Origin of the sequence: Shinella sp. M27, from assembly GCF_049199905.1 — a bacterium.
Classification (GTDB): Bacteria; Pseudomonadota; Alphaproteobacteria; order Rhizobiales; family Rhizobiaceae; genus Shinella.
In genome coordinates, this window is sequence record NZ_JBLZPK010000015.1 from 18292 (window position 1) to 34099 (window position 15808).

The window sequence follows — 15808 nt, forward strand, 5'->3', positions numbered from 1 at the left end:
TCGCCGCATGGTCAAAGGGGCCATGCTCGATCACACCGCACCAGATTCGTTCGCTCCGGCCCGTCCTGACGGGCAGTCCCCGACCATTCTCGTCGTCACAGATGCGTGGCGCCCGCAGTTGAACGGCGTCGTGCACACGCTGGAGGAGCTGGCTCGCTCGATGGCGGAGGAGGGGGTCGAGGTCGTCTTCCTGACGCCGGAAAAGTTCGCGACGGTGCCGCTGCCGTCCTATCCGGAAATCCGGCTCGCGCTGGCTTCGAAGCGCCAGGTGCTCGCCGAGATCGAGGCGATCGCGCCCGACTATATCCACATCGCCACCGAAGGACCGCTCGGCATGGCGGCGCGGCGCGCCTGCCTGCAGCGCCGGCTGCCCTTCACCACGGCCTATCACACGCGCTTTCCCGAATTCATCAGCGCGCGTCTGCCCATCCCCGAAAGCTGGAGCTACTGGTGGCTGCGCCGCTTCCACAATTCCGGCCAGGGCATGATGGTGGCGACGAAATCGCTCGGCGCAGAAATGGCGGCGCGCGGTTTTACCCGGATCAAGCGCTGGTCGCGCGGGGTCGATACGAAGCAGTTCGATCCGGGCAAACGCCGCGATCTCGGCCTGCCGCGGCCGATCTTCCTCAACGTCGGGCGCGTGGCGGTGGAAAAGAACCTGCCGGCCTTCCTCGCGCTGGACCTGCCGGGCAGCAAGGTCGTGGTCGGCGATGGGCCGGATTTGGCCATGCTGCGCCAGCGCTATCCGGATGTGCATTTCCTCGGCCGCAAGACCGGCGAGGATCTCGCATCGATCTACGCCTCGGCCGACGTCTTCGTCTTCCCGAGCCGGACGGACACGTTTGGCAATGTCATGCTGGAAGCTTTGGCGAGCGGTGTGCCCGTCGCCGCCTTCCCGGTGACGGCGCCGCGCGACGTGCTGGGCGAAGCGGGAGTGCTATCGGAAGACCTGCGGGAAGCCGCGCTTGCCGCGCTCGACATTCCCACGGAAGTCGCTCTTGGCCGGGCGTCGACCTACAGCTGGCGCGCCTGTGCTCTCGAATTTCTGGGCAATCTGACGCGCGTGCCGCGCAATGCTTTCGCGGCACGCCGTCTCAGCCTTCGCTGATCAGTTCGCCGCCTTCAGCAGCGCGGCAACCAGACCGGCCGTCGAGCTGTCGTGGCCGGCAGCGCTTTCCTTGCCTTCGACGACCGGCAGCAGACCCGTCGCCAGCTCCTTGCCGAGCTCGACGCCCCACTGGTCGAAGGAATTGATGTTGAACAGCGCACCTTCGACGAAGACACGGTGTTCATAGAGCGCGATCAGACGGCCGAGCGCGAAGGGTGTCAGGCTTTCATGCACCATGGTGATCGACGGGCGGTTGCCGTCGAAGACGCGGTGCGGCGCAATCCTGTCGGCCTTCGCCTCGTCCATGCCCTTGGAGGTGAGCTGGGCTTTGGCCTCTTCCAGTGAGCGCCCCTTCATCAGGGCTTCCGACTGCGCCAGGCAATTGGCGATCAAAAGCTGGTGCTGGTGGCGGAGATTTTTCTCGTGGCCGTTGGCCGCGATCAGGAATTCCGCCGGGATGATCGAGGTGCCCTGGTGGATGAGCTGGTAGAAGGCGTGCTGGCCATTTGTGCCGGGCTCGCCCCAGACGACCGGACCGGTCTTGCCCTCGACCGGCTTGGACTCCATCGTCACGGACTTGCCGTTCGATTCCATGTCGAGCTGTTGCAGATAGGCGGGGAAGCGCGACAGGCGCTGGTCATAGGGCAGGATGGCGCGCGACGGGTAATTCAGCACGTTGCGGTGATAGAAGCCGATGAGGCCGAGCAGGACGGGGATGTTCTCCCGGATCGGCGCCTCGCGGAAATGGGTGTCGATGGCATGGCCGCCGGCGAGGAATTCGCCAAAACTCTCCTTGCCGATGGCGATCATCAGCGGCAGGCCGATGGCCGACCAGATCGAATAGCGCCCGCCGACCCAGTCCCAGAAGCCGAAGACGCGTTCCGCACCGATGCCGAAGGCCGAGACCTTGTCCAGTGCGGTCGAGACTGCGCAGAAATGGCTGCCGACAGCAGCGTCACCGAGCTTGTCGGCGATGAATTTGCGGGCCGTTGCGGCATTCGTCATCGTCTCGATGGTCGTGAAGGTCTTCGAGGCGACGATGAACAGCGTGGTTTCGGCCTCGAGCGTCTTCAACGTATCGGCGATATGCGCGCCGTCGATGTTGGACACGAAGTGCAGGCGCGGGCCGTCATGGTAGGGCGCGAGCGCCAGCGTCGCCATGACCGGACCGAGGTCGGAGCCGCCGATGCCGATATTCACGACGTCGGTGATCTTCTTGCCGGTGGCACCCTTCAGCGCGCCGGAGCGGATGCCGTCGGAGAACGCGCCCATGGCGTCGAGTACGGCGTTGACGTCAGGCATGACGTCCTTGCCGTCGACAAGGACCGGCGTGTTGGAGCGGTTGCGCAAGGCGGTGTGCAGTACGGCGCGCTCCTCGGTAATGTTGATGATCTCGCCTGAAAACATCGCGTCGCGCTTCTTCTCGACGCCGGCTTCCTTGGCGAGCGCTTCCAGCGCGTCGAGCACGGCGTCGTTCACCGCGCATTTGGAATAGTCGAATAGGAAATCGCCAAGCGTGGTGCTGTAACGGGAGAACCGCTCGGGATCGGCCGCGAAGGCCGCCCGGATGTCTGTGGCGTTGGTGTCGCGGACGATGGATTTCAGCTTTTCGACAAGCGCGTTCATCGGCGTCTTCCCTTGCTTTGGACGATGCCGCTAGCTAGTCGCTTTGGCACCGGCAAATCAAGACCGAAAACGCGCCTGCGGCGAAAAAATTAAATCGATTTAGGAGCGGTTGTGCCGGGGCTGCGCTCAGCCCCGGAGATCCTTGCGCAGGATTTTCCCGACATTGGATTTCGGCAGTTCGGTGCGGAACTCGATGAAGCGGGGGCGCTTGTAATTGGTGAGGTTCGCCGCGCAATGGGCTTTCACTTCGGCCTCCGTCAGGCCCGGATCCTTCTTCACCACGAAGAGCTTCACCGCCTCGCCGGAATGCTCGTCCGGCACGCCGATCGCCGCACATTCGAGAACGCCCGCAAGCGACATCGCCACCTCTTCCACCTCGTTCGGGAAGACGTTGAAGCCGGAGACGAGGATCATGTCCTTCTTGCGGTCGACGATCTTGGTGAAACCGTCCGGCGTCATGAAGCCGATATCGCCGGAGCGGAAGAAACCATCCGGCGTCATCACCTTGGCCGTCTCGTCCGGCCGCTGCCAGTAGCCGGCCATGACCTGCGGTCCGCGAATGCAGATTTCGCCGACCCCGCCCAAGGCGAGCGTGTTGCCGTCGTCATCGCGGATGGCGATCTCGGTGGAGGGGAGCGGCAGGCCGATCGTGCCGGTGAATTCCGCCCGATCGAACCGGTTGGCGGTTGCCACCGGCGAGGTCTCCGACAGGCCGTAGCCCTCGATGATCGCGCAGCCCGTCGTCTTCTGCCAGCGTTCGGCGACCGGCCGTTGCACCGCCATGCCGCCGCCGAGCGTCAGGAGCAGGCCTGAGAGATCGAGCTTGGCAAAGTCCGGATTGTTCATCAACGCGTTGAACAGCGTGTTGAGGCCGGGGAAGATATGGACGCGATATTTCGCCAGTTCCTTGACGAAGGCGGGAATGTCGCGCGGGTTGGCGATCAGTACATTGTGGCCGCCGAGCGCGATGCCCATCAGCCCGTTCACCGTCAAGGCGAAGATGTGGTAGAGCGGCAGCGCGCAGATGAAGATGAGCTGGTCCGGCCGCGTCTTCACATGGAAGATCGGCTCGATCCACAGCTTGATCTGCTCCATGTTGGACAAGAGGTTGGCATGCGTCAGCGTCGCGCCCTTGGAAACGCCCGTCGTGCCGCCGGTATATTGCAGGAAGGCGGTGTCGCCGGGGGCAACGGCGACCGGTTTCAGCGTGCCCCGCGCACCCTCGGCCATAACCTGCTTGAATGGGATGTGCCCCGGCAGCGACCAGGCCGGCACGAGCTTCTTCACCTTGCGCACGACGAGATTGACGATTAGCCCCTTGAGGCCGAGCATGTCGCCCATCGTGGTGACGACGACGTGCTTGACGGCGGTGCGCGAGACGACCTGCGCCACCGTGCTTGCGAAATTCTCCAGCACGAACAGCGCCTTGGCGCCGGCATCCTTCAGCTGGTGCTCCAGTTCGCGCGGCGTATAGAGCGGGTTGACGTTCACCACCACGAGGCCGGCGCGCAGGATACCGAAAATGATGACCGGGTTCTGCAGGATGTTCGGCATCATCACGGCGACCCGGTCGCCCTTTTCGAGCCCCTTGGCCTGAAGCCAGACGGCGATCCTTTTCGAGGCGGCCTCGAAATCGCGGAAACTCAGCGTCTTGCCCATGCTGGTGAAGGCGGGACGGTCGGCGAATTTCGCGCAGCAGCTTTCGACCAGCGCGCCGATCGAGGGATACGCCAGAGGAGCGATGTCGCCAGCCATGCCTTCGGGATAGTTGGCAAGCCAGAAACGGCCGGTCGGCTCGGTGGAAGGGGCCTCTGATATGGCCGTCATGCGTGCTCTCCTCCTTGGGCGCGGGCATCGTCCGTCCCGCCGGCACCGAATGGTCCTCCAACCATGCGATACGGACAAGATGATGCTTTTGGCAGGCGCCATCAAGGATTATCGCTATCTTACATTGACGTAAACGTCAATAAGTGTCGAAGGCGGAACAAATCGCTTTTTCGTGAGCGGAAAGCGTCGGGCTGCGGCGTCTCATCGCGCCTTCCACCAAAAAAACGCGTATATGTTTAACATTCATCGGATACACCTTATCTAGGGGATCCCGGCCGGACGTCGGAGACAGTGGAGTGCATGAGTTTGCTGCATCAGGAACACCGCAGAAGTGAGCCCAGGTTTCTTGGCGCGGCGCGCGCCGGCGGGGCCGCGCTCGTCTCGCCGATCTCGGCGGCGCGCTGGCTCCTGGTGCTCGTCGTCTTCGCCGGCATCTACTTCTTCCACGGCTTCGTGGTGCCTGTGCTGGCCGCCCTCGTCATCGCCTTTGCCAGCTGGCCGCTCTATACGCGCCTGCTCGCACAGGTGAACGGCAACCGCACGCTCGCCGCCTCCATCGCCATCCTGCTCATCCTCGCCTTCATCATCGGCCCGATCGTGATTGCCTCGACCTATGCCCTGCACGAGGTGCGCGACTGGGTCGGCTGGGCGGTTGAAACCAACCGCACGGGGGCCGCGACGCCGGAATGGATTCGCGTCCTGCCGGTCATCGGCGGCTGGCTGGACATGCAGTGGACACGCTTCCTCGACCATCCCGGCGCGATCGGTGAGCTGACGCAGGTCGTCAGCGGCGCCAATATAGGCAATATCTACCGCGTCGCGCTCGCCGCCGGCGGCAAGGCCTTCAACCTGCTGCTCGCGGCGCTCTTCATGCTGATCGCCCTGTTCTTCATCTATCGCGACGGCCAGTCCTTCGCGGCCCAGGTGGACCGCCTCGGCGAACGCATCTTGCCGATGCGCTGGGAGCGCATTTCCCGCATCGTTCCGGCGACGATCAGCTCCACCGTGACAGGCATGACGCTGATCGCCATCGGCGAGGGCATCGTGCTCGGCGTCGCTTACTGGGTCGCCGGCGTGCCGTCTGCCGTGACGCTCGGTGTCATCACCGGCATCATGGCGCTCTTCCCCGGCGGTGCGCCGCTCTCCTTCACGCTGGTCTCGGTCTATCTCGTCTCCAGCGGCTCGCCGGTCGCTGGCTTTGCGCTGCTCATCTGGGGCTCCGTCGAGCTCTTCATAGTCGACAAGACACTCCGGCCGCGCCTCGTCGGCGGTCCGATCAAGCTGCCCTTCCTCCCCACTTTCTTCGGCCTCATCGGCGGTGTAAAAACCATGGGCTTCCTCGGGCTTTTCATCGGTCCGGTGCTGATGGCGCTGCTCGTCGCCATCTGGCGCGAATGGATCCGCGAAGTGGAGGCGACCGATCCGCCATCGCAGATCATTCTCGATCCTCATGCGGAGCCGCCCCCGCGGTTCGATCCGGAGCGCAATGTCGGCTGAGCCGGCAGGCGATATCCCCGCTAAATTGGCCGCCGCAATCGCTTGCAAAGGCAAGGGACGGAGCCATAGTGTTTCCGGCGCATTTTGCGCGACTTGAGGGGAAGACACCATGACATCCGCCAGACGGACAGCGCTTGCCGCGCTCGTCCTCACGACTGCTTTTGCAGCCTCCCAGACCTCGGCGCTCGCCTGGGGCTGCATCGCCGTGTCGGAAGAGGGCAGCTACGGTTACAGCTACAGCTATGATGACGAGGCCGACGCACGCGAAAAGGCGCTGACGGAGTGTGCCAACCGCACGACCGAAGAAGCCGTGTGCGAAATCACCGAATGCGACGAGGACGATTGAAATACCGCGATTGCGGAGCCCGCTGTTGCGGGCTCCGTTTCGGGTCGCAATCCGGCAGGCTCGGCGTCCTGTCTCAGGAAATAGGATGCTGCGGCAACCGCCCGTTTCCGCCTTCCCTGCAAAAGAGCGCAAAATCCCGCAGAAAAGCCTCCGCCGCGACCGGGGCGCTCACGAGGCGTTGAATGATCGCCTCGGGTGTTTCCTTCATGACCGGAAGACGGAAGAAAAGGCTTTCCGTGAAATTCGAGCTGATGGTCGATAGCACCGTCCTGAGCGCCGCCAGCATGTCATCGCCGCGATGCGAGGCGTGAACAAGCACAATCGGCTTGCCGACCACCTGATCGCCCGAGACCAGCCAGTCGATGGCATTCTTCAGACCGCCGGGAATGCTGCGCACATATTCCGGGCTGGACAGGATAAGCCCGTCGCATTCGGCAATGGCCTGCTGGAACTGCCTGACGCTGTCAGGCAGATCAGTGCCTTCGAGATCGGGCGAGAAGACCGGCAGGTCTCCGATCCCGTCATAGACCCGCACGGTGATGCCGTCGGGGGCGATTACTTGGAGAGCGCGGAGCAGGGCTGTGTTGGTGGACAGTCGGCGGGCGCTGCCGGAAACGGCCAGTATTTTCATGGCATAAGGCTAGCGCATGGCGCTGTCATCGGCAAACGCAGGTTTGCCATTGCGCTCGAAAGAAAAAGCCCGGCCGGAACCGGGCTCTTTTTACGATGCGGCAGAGCCGATCAGAACCGGCCGCGAAGACCGATCTGCAGGGACATGGTCTTGAACGATGCGCCGGATGCGTTAGCATAGTTCTTCACGCCGCCGGTTGTCGTGTCGATAACCCGCGCGTCGCCTCGCTTGTTGAAGACGTTCTCGAAATTGCCGGCGAAGTAGAGCGAAACACTCGGTGTCAGCTGATAGTCGATCGCCGCATTGGCCATGACGACAGGGGCCGCCTTCATGTCGCTGTAGAAGCGGGTCTCTGTCAGCCAATGGTCGTCGATATCGTTGATCCCGGGCGTAAAGCCGCCCTTGACGCCGCCGGACAGGATGAAGCGTTCGATGTTGATCGAGCCGTCCACGCCGACAAAGAAGGTCGGGATCTTCTGCTGGTAGGTGATGCCGCGCGTGCCGGCGGGAAGCTCGCCGATATCGTTTCGCACGCCGCCGTCGCTGTAGATGTAGGAACCGCCGAAGGCGTTCCAGCGGACATTGGTGTATTTGAAGCCGCCGTTTACGCCGATATTGCTGCGGTCATCGCTGAAGAGGTCCCGGCCGATTTCGAGCGAGCCGCTGAAATAGTGGTCGAGGCGTGTATCGGGATGAATGGAGCGATCGCTCCAGCCATCCATGCTCTGGTCGGCGGCGAAAGGCGGAATCCAGTCGTAATCGACCATGTGCCCGTTGCCGCCAAAGCCGACATCGATCTTGCCTTTGACGGTCCAGTCGTTGCCGAGATCGGCATGGGCCGTGGCCGAATACAGCACGACGCCCTTGGTATCCCAATCAAGCTGGCTGGCCTTGTTGGCGCCATCCCAGACATATTCGTGCGCTTCGATGTTCATCAGGCCGACACCGCCCGACAGCCAGAAGCTGCCATCGGCGGAACTGGCAATCATATCCTCCGCATATGCGGAGGATGCGCTCAATGCCAAAGCCATAGCGGCGAGCCTAACAATTAGAATTTTCATATATACCATGCCCCTCGGTAAGAATTCCTTAACGTCTTGCCGTATCGCGGCCGGGGTGCCAACGGAACAATCGGGTCAAAACGGATAAAATGAAAAGGCGTGGCAAATCTGCCCCGGCGTTTCACAACGCTCGACCCGTATCATGAACAGCAAATTGGATTCATTTGGACGGCCAGCGTGATCTCGCGGCAGCAACGTGACGTCAATCGGTCGCCCGACCCCGATCTAAAACTATCGGCAGTCGCGTCCGATGCCGCTTTTGACAGACCAGGAGGACGGCGTCCAGCCTTAAACCTGGGGCGCGCGACCTGCAAAGCCCGTTGTCTGCGCGAGGAGGCTAAGCAAAGGGGTACCTATCGCATTTTGCGAGAGATTGGACAGGGGCGGCACCACAGGCGCCGCTCCGAAAGTTTAACAAAGACGGATCAGCCGTTTGCTCTCAGCTTAGCGGCGCACAGGCTCCAGTAACCGCCGCCCTTCTGGATCCATTTCAGATCGTTGAGCGTGCCTGCTTCTTTGTTAGCGCGATAGGCATCCACGCAGGTATGAAGCCGGGCTTTTCCAGCGGCTTCACTTGCATATTTCTTATCGACGGCGCTCGGGAAGGTAACGCCCTTCGGCGCCTTCGCCGTCGATTTCGTCGGCTCTTTCTCAGGGGTCTTGGCGATGTCCGCTTCATCAGCGGCATCGGCAGCAGCCGCGTCCGCACCGCAGAATTTTGCGCGGAAGTCGTTCCATTTCACGTCGGCGGCACTGCCGTCCGCCTTCGCGGCTTTGTATTTGGCGCTGCATTCTTTCATCGTCAGTGCGGAGGCGGGCGAGCCGGCAGCGAGTGCTGTGAGAAGGGCTCCGGCAGCAATGAAAATCAGTTTCTTGGTCATGACATCACCTAGTTGAGGAGGACGTGCGATTTGGAACGATCAGGTGGGCAGGGTGCCATTCGGACTGGCCGTATCGACCATCTTTGGCAGATGTTCGGCCAGGATCTCGGGAAGCTGGCTGACGTCGACTCCAAAGGACTGCGCCAGATTGCGCAGGGTCTCGGAAGACAGCGCGGTTTTGATCTGGTCTTCGGAAATCGGCAGGTTCGAACCGGTCCCGATCCAGGAGGAGACCTGTTCTCCCAGCCCGGCTTGATTCAGCTGGCTGACGATACCGTTGAGGCCGCCGGCATTCTGCAAGACCTGCCCCGCCACTGCCATGAGATCGACCGGTTTTCCACTCAGTGCATCACCGACGATAGTCTGTAGTCCATCAAGTAACCCCATGGATTCTCCCTTTTAAAGTTTGATCGGCCCTTCGCCTACAAGAGGAAACTAAAATGTGATCAAACAAAGGCAAACGTGGCGAACCCGCAGGCCGGAAAACGCTTGTGAACCGTCATCTCAGATTTCCGTCAAAGTTGCAGCCTTGTGGGCCGCTATTTCAACGGCAAAGAGAGGCGAGATGCCCCATGCTCAAAGGCAAGGGAAACAACCGCACGACAAGCCTGCGGGCGTCGAACATATTCGGATTCTGTTTCGGGATTTGATCGCGGAGCGCTTTGGCGCTTGCCGAACTATCGAGTGAATTGCTCGGAAAGAATGGTGCCGCTTACGTGACTCGAACACGTGACCCCGTCATTACGAATGACGTGCTCTACCAACTGAGCTAAAGCGGCACTTCTGTGGCCCCGAAGCGTGTCGGGACCGGAATGGGTGCGCTGATAACCGCAATGGGAACAGATTTCAAGCGGGTAGTTTCAACTTCCGCATTTTTCCCGTGCGGTTTCTCCTTGCGCCGGGCTTAGCCGGCGCAAATGCGGGTGCGGGCGGCACGGTATTCGCGGTTCAGGCGGGCGACGAGGTCTTCGACGGGGCCGATGGCCTTCACCGCGCCGATGCCCTGGCCGCAGCCCCAGATATCCTTCCAGGCCTTGGCGCCGGTCGTTGCGGTTTCGAAGTCCATCTTGGAGGGGTCGGCTTCCGGCAGGTGATCGGCGTCCATGCCGGCGGCGGCGATGGAAGGTTTCAGGTAGTTGCCATGGATGCCGGTGAAATAGTTGGAATAAACGATGTCGGCGGCGGCACTGTCGACGATCATCTGCTTGTAGGCGTCAGCGGCCCGCGCTTCCGACGTCGCGATGAAGGGGGAGCCGATATAGGCCATGTCGGCGCCCATCGCCTGGGCGGAGAGGATCGCGCCGCCGGTGGCGATGGCGCCCGAAAGCAGGAGAGGGCCGTCGAACCATTCGCGGATTTCCTGGATCAGGGCAAAGGGCGAGAGCGTGCCGGCATGGCCGCCCGCACCGGCGGCGACGGCGATGAGGCCGTCGGCGCCCTTGCGGATCGCCGAACTGGCATGGCGGTTGTTGATGACGTCATGCAGCACGATGCCGCCATAGGAATGGATCGCGGCATTCACCTCCGGCACCGCGCCGAGCGAGGAGATGACGACCGGCACCTTGTATTTCACGCACATCGCGAGGTCGTGCTCCAGCCGCTTGTTGGAGCGGTGGACGATCTGGTTGACGGCGTAGGGGGCGGCCGGGCGCTCGGGATGTTTGGCGTCGTGGGCGGCAAGGCCCTCGGTGATTTCCGCCAGCCACTCATCGAGCTGGGCTTCCGGCCGCGCATTCAGCGCCGGGAAGGCGCCGATGACACCGGCCTTGCATTGTGCAAGGGTCAGCGCGGGATGCGAGACGATGAAGAGCGGCGCGCCGACGACGGGCAGGCGCAGCTTGTCCTTAAGGATCGCGGGCAGGGCCATGGGAAAATCCGAATCCGATTTTTGACGTTTACGAAAACGTCAAAAGAATAGCAGCGCGAACCGCCCGTGAAAAGAGGGTCGGTGACGCGACGGCGCGTATCGAGTTGTCGAGGCTGGTTGTGCATCGCGGGTGTTCGAACCGGGGTAGCGGGCTCGAGACCGCGAGGAAACAATTTGCCCGGCCGAAGGTTATGGCCTGCCCATCCGTTATCCCCGTGCCCCGCTTATCCCCGGCGAAGGCCGTCGGTTTCAGCGGGGAGGCTTGCGCAACGTTGCGGTAGACGTTACGCAAAACCTAACAAAAGCCGGAAAGAAGGGCTCTTTCCACAGATGGATCATGGCCGCGTCGTCTGGCGGCTTCCGTAGAAGGGTCTCATGTGAGCGGACTGGAAACGGCAATCAGAAACGCGCTGGCGCGCTCTGAACGTGCGAATGCCGAAGTTCGCGCACGCATCTACCAGTCGGCGCGCAATGCGCTGGAGGCGGGCCTGCGCAAGCAGGAGATCAACGATCCCGAGACGATAACGGCCCAGCGCCACCGGCTGGAAGCGACCATTCACGAAATCGAGGCGGAAGAACGCGCCGCCACCACCCCGGCGCCGGTCCGTGACGTTCGCGTCGAGCCGGTCGTCGAAGCGCGCCCGCAGCCTGAATTGCGCGCCGAACGGGATATCAGGCCTGAACCGGCGCTCGATGCGGAGCCGAGGGCCGAGGGCCGCCAGGCCTCGGCAAACGATATCGGCGCCATCCGCCCCGAGCGTGCCGACGGCTTTGCCAGGGATACCAGGCCTGCTGCCGAAAGCGCCACCGTCAACGAGGCCTCCGATTTCAAGCCCGAGCGCGTGGCCAAGGCCCGCAAGCGCCGCGGCCGCCTGTTCTCCTTCCTGCTGGTCGTCGCAACCCTGATCGCCGCCTTCGGCGCGCTGGCCTGGTGGGTGCAGTCGAGCGGCCTCCTGAAGGACCTGCAGAACGGTGCCGATGACTCGACCCCGCCGGCCACCGTCGCGGGCGAGGATTTTTCCGGCGACGATCCGATCAAGAAGGCGCTCGACACGCAGAACCGTTTCTCCGCCGACTGGCGCGCGATCTTCTCTCCCGGCGACACGGCAAAGATTTCGGCGGGCGCTGCCGGCCGTTTCGAGGCCGTCAGCACCAATGAGGGGCCGGCGGCGCGCATCACCTCCACCAATCCGGAGCGCGATGGCGCAGTGCGCATCGAGGTTTCGCCCGAGGTGCTGAGCGAAATGGGCGGCAAGACCTCAACGGTGGCGCTGACCGTGCAGTCTGCGGGCGATAAGCCGGTGCAGGTCTCGGTGGAATGCGATTTCTCCACCATGGGCGGCTGCGGCCGCCACCGCTTCACCGTCTCGGAGCGCACCGACATCCTGTTCCAGGTCGAGTTCGACCGCTCGCTCTCGCCGAGCGAGCCGGGTCATATCCTCATCAACAGCGACATCACCGGCGGCGATGCGAGCCTCAATCTCTATGCTGTGCGCATTCAGCCGGGCGAGTAGGCTTCGGCCTATTTGACGAAGCCGAGCCCTGCGCCGACGATCTTGTCGTCGATGTCGCCGATCACCTTCTTGTCCTTGCCCTCGTAGTCGAGCGTCTTCAGGATGTGGCGGATCAGGTTGATGCGGGCGCGGCGCTTGTCGTTGGCGCGGATCACGGTCCAGGGCGCATGGTCCGTGTGCGTCTCCTTGAGCATACGATCGCGCTTTTCCGTATAATCGTCCCACTTGTTGAGGGCGGCGATATCCATCGGCGAAAGTTTCCAGACCTTCAAGGGATCGTGCCGGCGATCGTGAAAACGCTTCAGCTGCATCTCGCGGCCGATATTGAGCCAGAACTTGAAGAGATGAATGCCTTCCGAGGTGATCATCTTCTCGAAGCGCGGCGTCTCCTTGAGGAATTTTTCGTATTGCTCCGGCTTGCAGAAGCCCATGACGGGCTCGACGCCGGCGCGGTTGTACCAGGAACGGTCGAACAGCACGAACTCGCCTGCCGTCGGGAATGTCGAGACGTAGCGCTGGAAATACCACTGGCCAAGCTCGGTCTCCGTCGGCTTGGTCAGCGCCACGACGCGGGCGGAGCGCGGGTTCATGTAGGACATGGTGGCGTGGATCGCGCCGCCCTTGCCGGCGGCATCGCGGCCCTCGAAAACGGTCATGATGCGCGTGCCGGTCTTCTGCTGCCAGAACTGCACCTTGACCAGTTCGATCTGGAGAAGCTTCAGCGTCTTCTCGTAGTCCTTGTTGTCGAGCTTTTTGTCATAGGGATAGTCGTCGGAGCCGAAGGCCTTGTTCTCGATCCAGTCGGGCAGCTTCGGATCGTCGATGTCGAACACCCGCTTCTTGCCGTGGATATCCAGCTCCACCGCCCGGCTTTCGGCCTTTTCCGCCATGGTTCACTCCTTCGGATAGGGGCGGCTCACGCCGCGTAAACCGGAAGGTGGCCACAACCGCATTGCGAATTCAAGCGGACCGTGAAAAACATGTCATGAAACCGCGCTATTCCTCCAGAATCGGTGGAGGCGCGGAGGACATGATGCTTGCGAGGGAATGGGTGGCGGTTTCGGATCAGCGGACGGGTTTCGGCTGGCTGGCGGCGCAACTGTGGGGCGTGCGGGTTCTGATCGCCTCTGCTGTTTTTGTCGGCTTCATGATCTGGCTTGCCGGCCTGCATCTGGGCTGGGTGTCGTTCACCGTTCTTCTGCTCGTCATCGCCGGCCTGCTGCGCACCGATAGGCGAATGGTCGAGACGGGCCGGACCATGGCCGTCGGTCCATCCGCCCTCGCGGTGCCGGAAACGCCGCCGGCCGATCCGCACAGGCAGGAGCTTGCCGCCATCGCCGCCGTGCTCGGTGCGCTCGATGCACCGGCCATCCTCTTGTCCGGCCGCGAGACGATCAAACTCCAGAACCGCGCCGCCGAGGCGATTTTCGGCGTGATCCCAGCGGGCAGCGATCTTGCCGGCCGCATCCGCGCGCCGGGCATTCTCGACATGGTGCGCGATGCGATCGCCGCCGGCCAGCCGCGCGAGACGGAACATGCCGAGCGCCTGCCGTCGGAAACGGTCTATGTCGTGCGCATCGCCCCGCTCGTCGAAAACACCACAGGCGAACCGCTCTGGCTCCTCACCTTCCGCGACGTCTCCCAGGCGCGGCGCATCGACCGCATGCGCTCCGACTTCATCGCCAATGCCAGCCATGAGCTGCGCACGCCGCTCGCCTCGCTGCGCGGCTTCATCGAAACCCTGCAGGGGCCGGCGAAGAACGATGTGAAGGCGCATGAACGCTTCCTCGGCATCATGCACGAGCAGGCGACGCGCATGAGCCGCCTCGTCGATGACCTCCTGTCGCTGTCGCGGCTTGAACTGCGCTCGAACCTCACGCCCGACCAGACGGTGGATCTGGTGCCGCTGATCGCCCATGTGCGCGACAGCCTGCAGCCGCTTGCGACCGATCTCGGCGTCGAGATCGCCCTCGACCTGCCCGGGCATGCCCTCATGGTCAACGGTGACCGCGACGAGCTGGTCGAGGTCATGGAGAACCTGATCGAGAACGCCTGCAAATACGGTCAGGAGGGCAAGCGGGTGGATGTGGCGCTGACAGGCGGCGGCGGTGCGCCGGTCGAATTGTCGGTCACCGACTATGGTCCGGGTATTCCACCCGAACATGTCCCGCGCATCACCGAACGTTTCTACCGGGTTAACGTGGAAGCGAGCCGGTCCAAGAAGGGCACAGGGCTCGGTCTTGCCATCGTCAAGCACATCCTCACCCGCCACCGGGCGCGTCTGGTGGTGAAGTCCGAAGTGGGCAAGGGCACGGTCTTTACCGTGCGTTTTTGACATAAAAGGACGCGGTCCTTTCGTGTCACTGAAAATATGTTAGTATTTTCAGTGGCTTGGTGTGTCACAAATGTTTCGTCAAACCGACATAAAAGAGAGGGCGTCCGGGGTTTAGAGAAGAGCCGCCGGTCAACGGCAGACAGCGCGAACAGCGCTTTCCACACACGTCCTCTTCGGGAGAACCCAGATGAAATCTCTTAAGCTCACCCTCGCGGCGCTCGTTGCCTCCGCCGCATTCGCAGGCGTTGCCGTTGCGCGCGACCAGATCCAGATCGCCGGCTCGTCCACCGTTCTTCCCTATGCCAAGATAGTCGCCGAGACGTTCGGCGAGACCTTCCCCGACTTCAAGACCCCGATCGTCGAATCCGGCGGCACGGGTGGCGGCCTCAAGGAATTCTGCAAGGGCGTCGGCCCGGAGACCCTCGACATCGCCAACGCGTCGCGTCCGATGAAGGACAGCGAAATCGAAGCCTGCAAGGCAGCCGGCGTCACCGAGATTCAGGAAGTGAAGATCGGCTATGACGGCATCGTCTTCGCAACCGACAGCGGCAATGCCGACCTGAAGCTCGAGCCGAAGGACCTCTACCTCGCGCTCGCCGCTGAAATCGTCGTCGACGGCAAGCTCGTCGCCAACCCGAACAAGAAGTGGTCTGACGTCAACAAGGACCTGCCGGACGCTGAAATCGCCGCCTACATTCCGGGCGAAAAGCACGGCACCCGCGAAGTCTTCGACGAGAAGATGCTGGCCGCAGGCTGCAAGGCCACCGGCGCTCTCGACGTGATCAAGGCTGCCGTTGCCGACGAAAAGGAACAGCATGCCAAGTGCATCGCCGTTCGCAAGGACGGCCTGGCTGTCGACATCGACGGCGACTACACCGAAACGCTGGCCCGCATCGCCGCCAACAAGACCGGCCTTGGCGTGTTCGGCCTCTCCTTCTACGAAAACAATGCCGACAAGCTGAAGGTCGCGACCGTCAGCGGCATCGTTCCGTCGACCGAGACGATCGCTTCCGGCGAATATCCGGTTTCGCGCCCGCTGTTCTTCTACGTCAAGAAGGCACATCTCGGCGTCATCCCCGGCCTGAAGGAATATGTCGAGTTCTTCACGAGCGACG

The 15808-nt window shown here is 62.6% G+C and carries 14 protein-coding genes and 1 tRNA gene; 6 read left to right on the plus strand and 9 right to left on the minus strand.

The window, feature by feature from the left end:
- The first annotated feature begins 22 nt into the window (after positions 1 to 22).
- Positions 23 to 1108 carry a glycosyltransferase family 4 protein gene (locus ACOZK4_RS06910; protein ID WP_421591240.1) on the plus strand — a complete coding sequence of 362 codons (1086 nt, stop codon included), beginning with the start codon at positions 23 to 25 and terminating at the stop codon, positions 1106 to 1108.
- Here the strand turns inward: ACOZK4_RS06910 and pgi are convergent, their stop codons facing one another.
- The gene (gene pgi / locus ACOZK4_RS06915) at positions 1109 to 2734 is read right to left on the minus strand and encodes a glucose-6-phosphate isomerase (RefSeq protein ID WP_421591242.1); all 1626 of its coding nucleotides are present in this window, start codon (positions 2732 to 2734) and stop codon (positions 1109 to 1111) included.
- Positions 2735 to 2860: 126 nt separating this feature from the next.
- Positions 2861 to 4561 (minus strand): long-chain-fatty-acid--CoA ligase, encoded by a 1701-nt coding sequence (locus tag ACOZK4_RS06920; protein ID WP_421591243.1) that lies wholly within the window; start codon positions 4559 to 4561, stop codon positions 2861 to 2863.
- Between the two features lie 300 nt (positions 4562 to 4861).
- Here ACOZK4_RS06920 and ACOZK4_RS06925 point away from each other — a divergent pair, with 300 nt between their 5' ends.
- The gene (locus tag ACOZK4_RS06925) at positions 4862 to 6058 is read left to right on the plus strand and encodes an AI-2E family transporter (protein WP_313526298.1); all 1197 of its coding nucleotides are present in this window, start codon (positions 4862 to 4864) and stop codon (positions 6056 to 6058) included.
- Positions 6059 to 6167: 109 nt separating this feature from the next.
- A complete protein-coding gene (locus tag ACOZK4_RS06930) occupies positions 6168 to 6404 on the plus strand; it encodes a DUF4189 domain-containing protein (protein WP_421591244.1) in 237 nt (78 codons plus the stop codon).
- Between the two features lie 73 nt (positions 6405 to 6477).
- On the opposite strand, the gene ACOZK4_RS06935 is transcribed toward ACOZK4_RS06930, so the two are convergent.
- The 6 genes from ACOZK4_RS06935 to ACOZK4_RS06960 form a co-directional block, all read right to left on the minus strand.
- The gene (locus ACOZK4_RS06935) at positions 6478 to 7035 is read right to left on the minus strand and encodes an NADPH-dependent FMN reductase (protein ID WP_313526294.1); all 558 of its coding nucleotides are present in this window, start codon (positions 7033 to 7035) and stop codon (positions 6478 to 6480) included.
- A 110-nt stretch (positions 7036 to 7145) separates the two neighbouring features.
- Positions 7146 to 8024, minus strand: a complete 879-nt coding sequence (locus ACOZK4_RS06940) for an omptin family outer membrane protease (protein WP_421591245.1) — start codon at positions 8022 to 8024, stop codon at positions 7146 to 7148.
- Positions 8025 to 8521: 497 nt separating this feature from the next.
- Positions 8522 to 8977 (minus strand): hypothetical protein, encoded by a 456-nt coding sequence (locus ACOZK4_RS06945; protein ID WP_421591246.1) that lies wholly within the window; start codon positions 8975 to 8977, stop codon positions 8522 to 8524.
- Between the two features lie 39 nt (positions 8978 to 9016).
- Positions 9017 to 9364, minus strand: coding sequence for a YidB family protein (locus ACOZK4_RS06950; RefSeq protein WP_421591247.1), 348 nt, complete (start codon positions 9362 to 9364; stop codon positions 9017 to 9019).
- A gap of 316 nt (positions 9365 to 9680) precedes the next feature.
- Positions 9681 to 9756, minus strand: a tRNA-Thr gene (locus ACOZK4_RS06955).
- A gap of 125 nt (positions 9757 to 9881) precedes the next feature.
- Entirely contained in the window at positions 9882 to 10844 is a 963-nt protein-coding gene (locus ACOZK4_RS06960) for an NAD(P)H-dependent flavin oxidoreductase (RefSeq protein WP_421591248.1), read from the minus strand.
- Between the two features lie 377 nt (positions 10845 to 11221).
- Here ACOZK4_RS06960 and ACOZK4_RS06965 point away from each other — a divergent pair, with 377 nt between their 5' ends.
- The gene (locus tag ACOZK4_RS06965; RefSeq protein WP_421591249.1) at positions 11222 to 12358 is read left to right on the plus strand and encodes a biotin transporter BioY; all 1137 of its coding nucleotides are present in this window, start codon (positions 11222 to 11224) and stop codon (positions 12356 to 12358) included.
- 8 nt (positions 12359 to 12366) lie between these two features.
- Here ACOZK4_RS06965 and ppk2 read toward each other — a convergent pair whose 3' ends face one another.
- On the minus strand, positions 12367 to 13248 hold the full coding sequence (gene ppk2, locus ACOZK4_RS06970) for a polyphosphate kinase 2 (RefSeq protein WP_421591250.1): 882 nt from the start codon (positions 13246 to 13248) through the stop codon (positions 12367 to 12369).
- 140 nt (positions 13249 to 13388) lie between these two features.
- Between ppk2 and phoR the strand changes: the two genes are divergently transcribed.
- On the plus strand, positions 13389 to 14693 hold the full coding sequence (phoR, locus tag ACOZK4_RS06975) for a phosphate regulon sensor histidine kinase PhoR (protein ID WP_421591251.1): 1305 nt from the start codon (positions 13389 to 13391) through the stop codon (positions 14691 to 14693).
- Positions 14694 to 14880: 187 nt separating this feature from the next.
- Positions 14881 to 15808, plus strand: a 928-nt coding sequence (locus ACOZK4_RS06980) for a substrate-binding domain-containing protein (RefSeq protein WP_421591253.1), incomplete at its 3' end; no start/stop codon positions are given.

What these genes read in the sequence shown, in the direction of transcription:
- ACOZK4_RS06910 (WP_421591240.1), top strand. Translation starts at nt 23, where the DNA reads ATGCTCGATCACACCGCACCAGATTCGTTCGCTCCGGCCCGTCCTGAC.
- pgi (WP_421591242.1), bottom strand. Translation starts at nt 2,734, where the DNA reads ATGAACGCGCTTGTCGAAAAGCTGAAATCCATCGTCCGCGACACCAAC.
- ACOZK4_RS06920 (WP_421591243.1), bottom strand. Translation starts at nt 4,561, where the DNA reads ATGACGGCCATATCAGAGGCCCCTTCCACCGAGCCGACCGGCCGTTTC.
- ACOZK4_RS06925 (WP_313526298.1), top strand. Translation starts at nt 4,862, where the DNA reads ATGAGTTTGCTGCATCAGGAACACCGCAGAAGTGAGCCCAGGTTTCTT.
- ACOZK4_RS06930 (WP_421591244.1), top strand. Translation starts at nt 6,168, where the DNA reads ATGACATCCGCCAGACGGACAGCGCTTGCCGCGCTCGTCCTCACGACT.
- ACOZK4_RS06935 (WP_313526294.1), bottom strand. Translation starts at nt 7,035, where the DNA reads ATGAAAATACTGGCCGTTTCCGGCAGCGCCCGCCGACTGTCCACCAAC.
- ACOZK4_RS06940 (WP_421591245.1), bottom strand. Translation starts at nt 8,024, where the DNA reads ATGATTGCCAGTTCCGCCGATGGCAGCTTCTGGCTGTCGGGCGGTGTC.
- ACOZK4_RS06945 (WP_421591246.1), bottom strand. Translation starts at nt 8,977, where the DNA reads ATGACCAAGAAACTGATTTTCATTGCTGCCGGAGCCCTTCTCACAGCA.
- ACOZK4_RS06950 (WP_421591247.1), bottom strand. Translation starts at nt 9,364, where the DNA reads ATGGGGTTACTTGATGGACTACAGACTATCGTCGGTGATGCACTGAGT.
- ACOZK4_RS06960 (WP_421591248.1), bottom strand. Translation starts at nt 10,844, where the DNA reads ATGGCCCTGCCCGCGATCCTTAAGGACAAGCTGCGCCTGCCCGTCGTC.
- ppk2 (WP_421591250.1), bottom strand. Translation starts at nt 13,248, where the DNA reads ATGGCGGAAAAGGCCGAAAGCCGGGCGGTGGAGCTGGATATCCACGGC.
- phoR (WP_421591251.1), top strand. Translation starts at nt 13,389, where the DNA reads ATGATGCTTGCGAGGGAATGGGTGGCGGTTTCGGATCAGCGGACGGGT.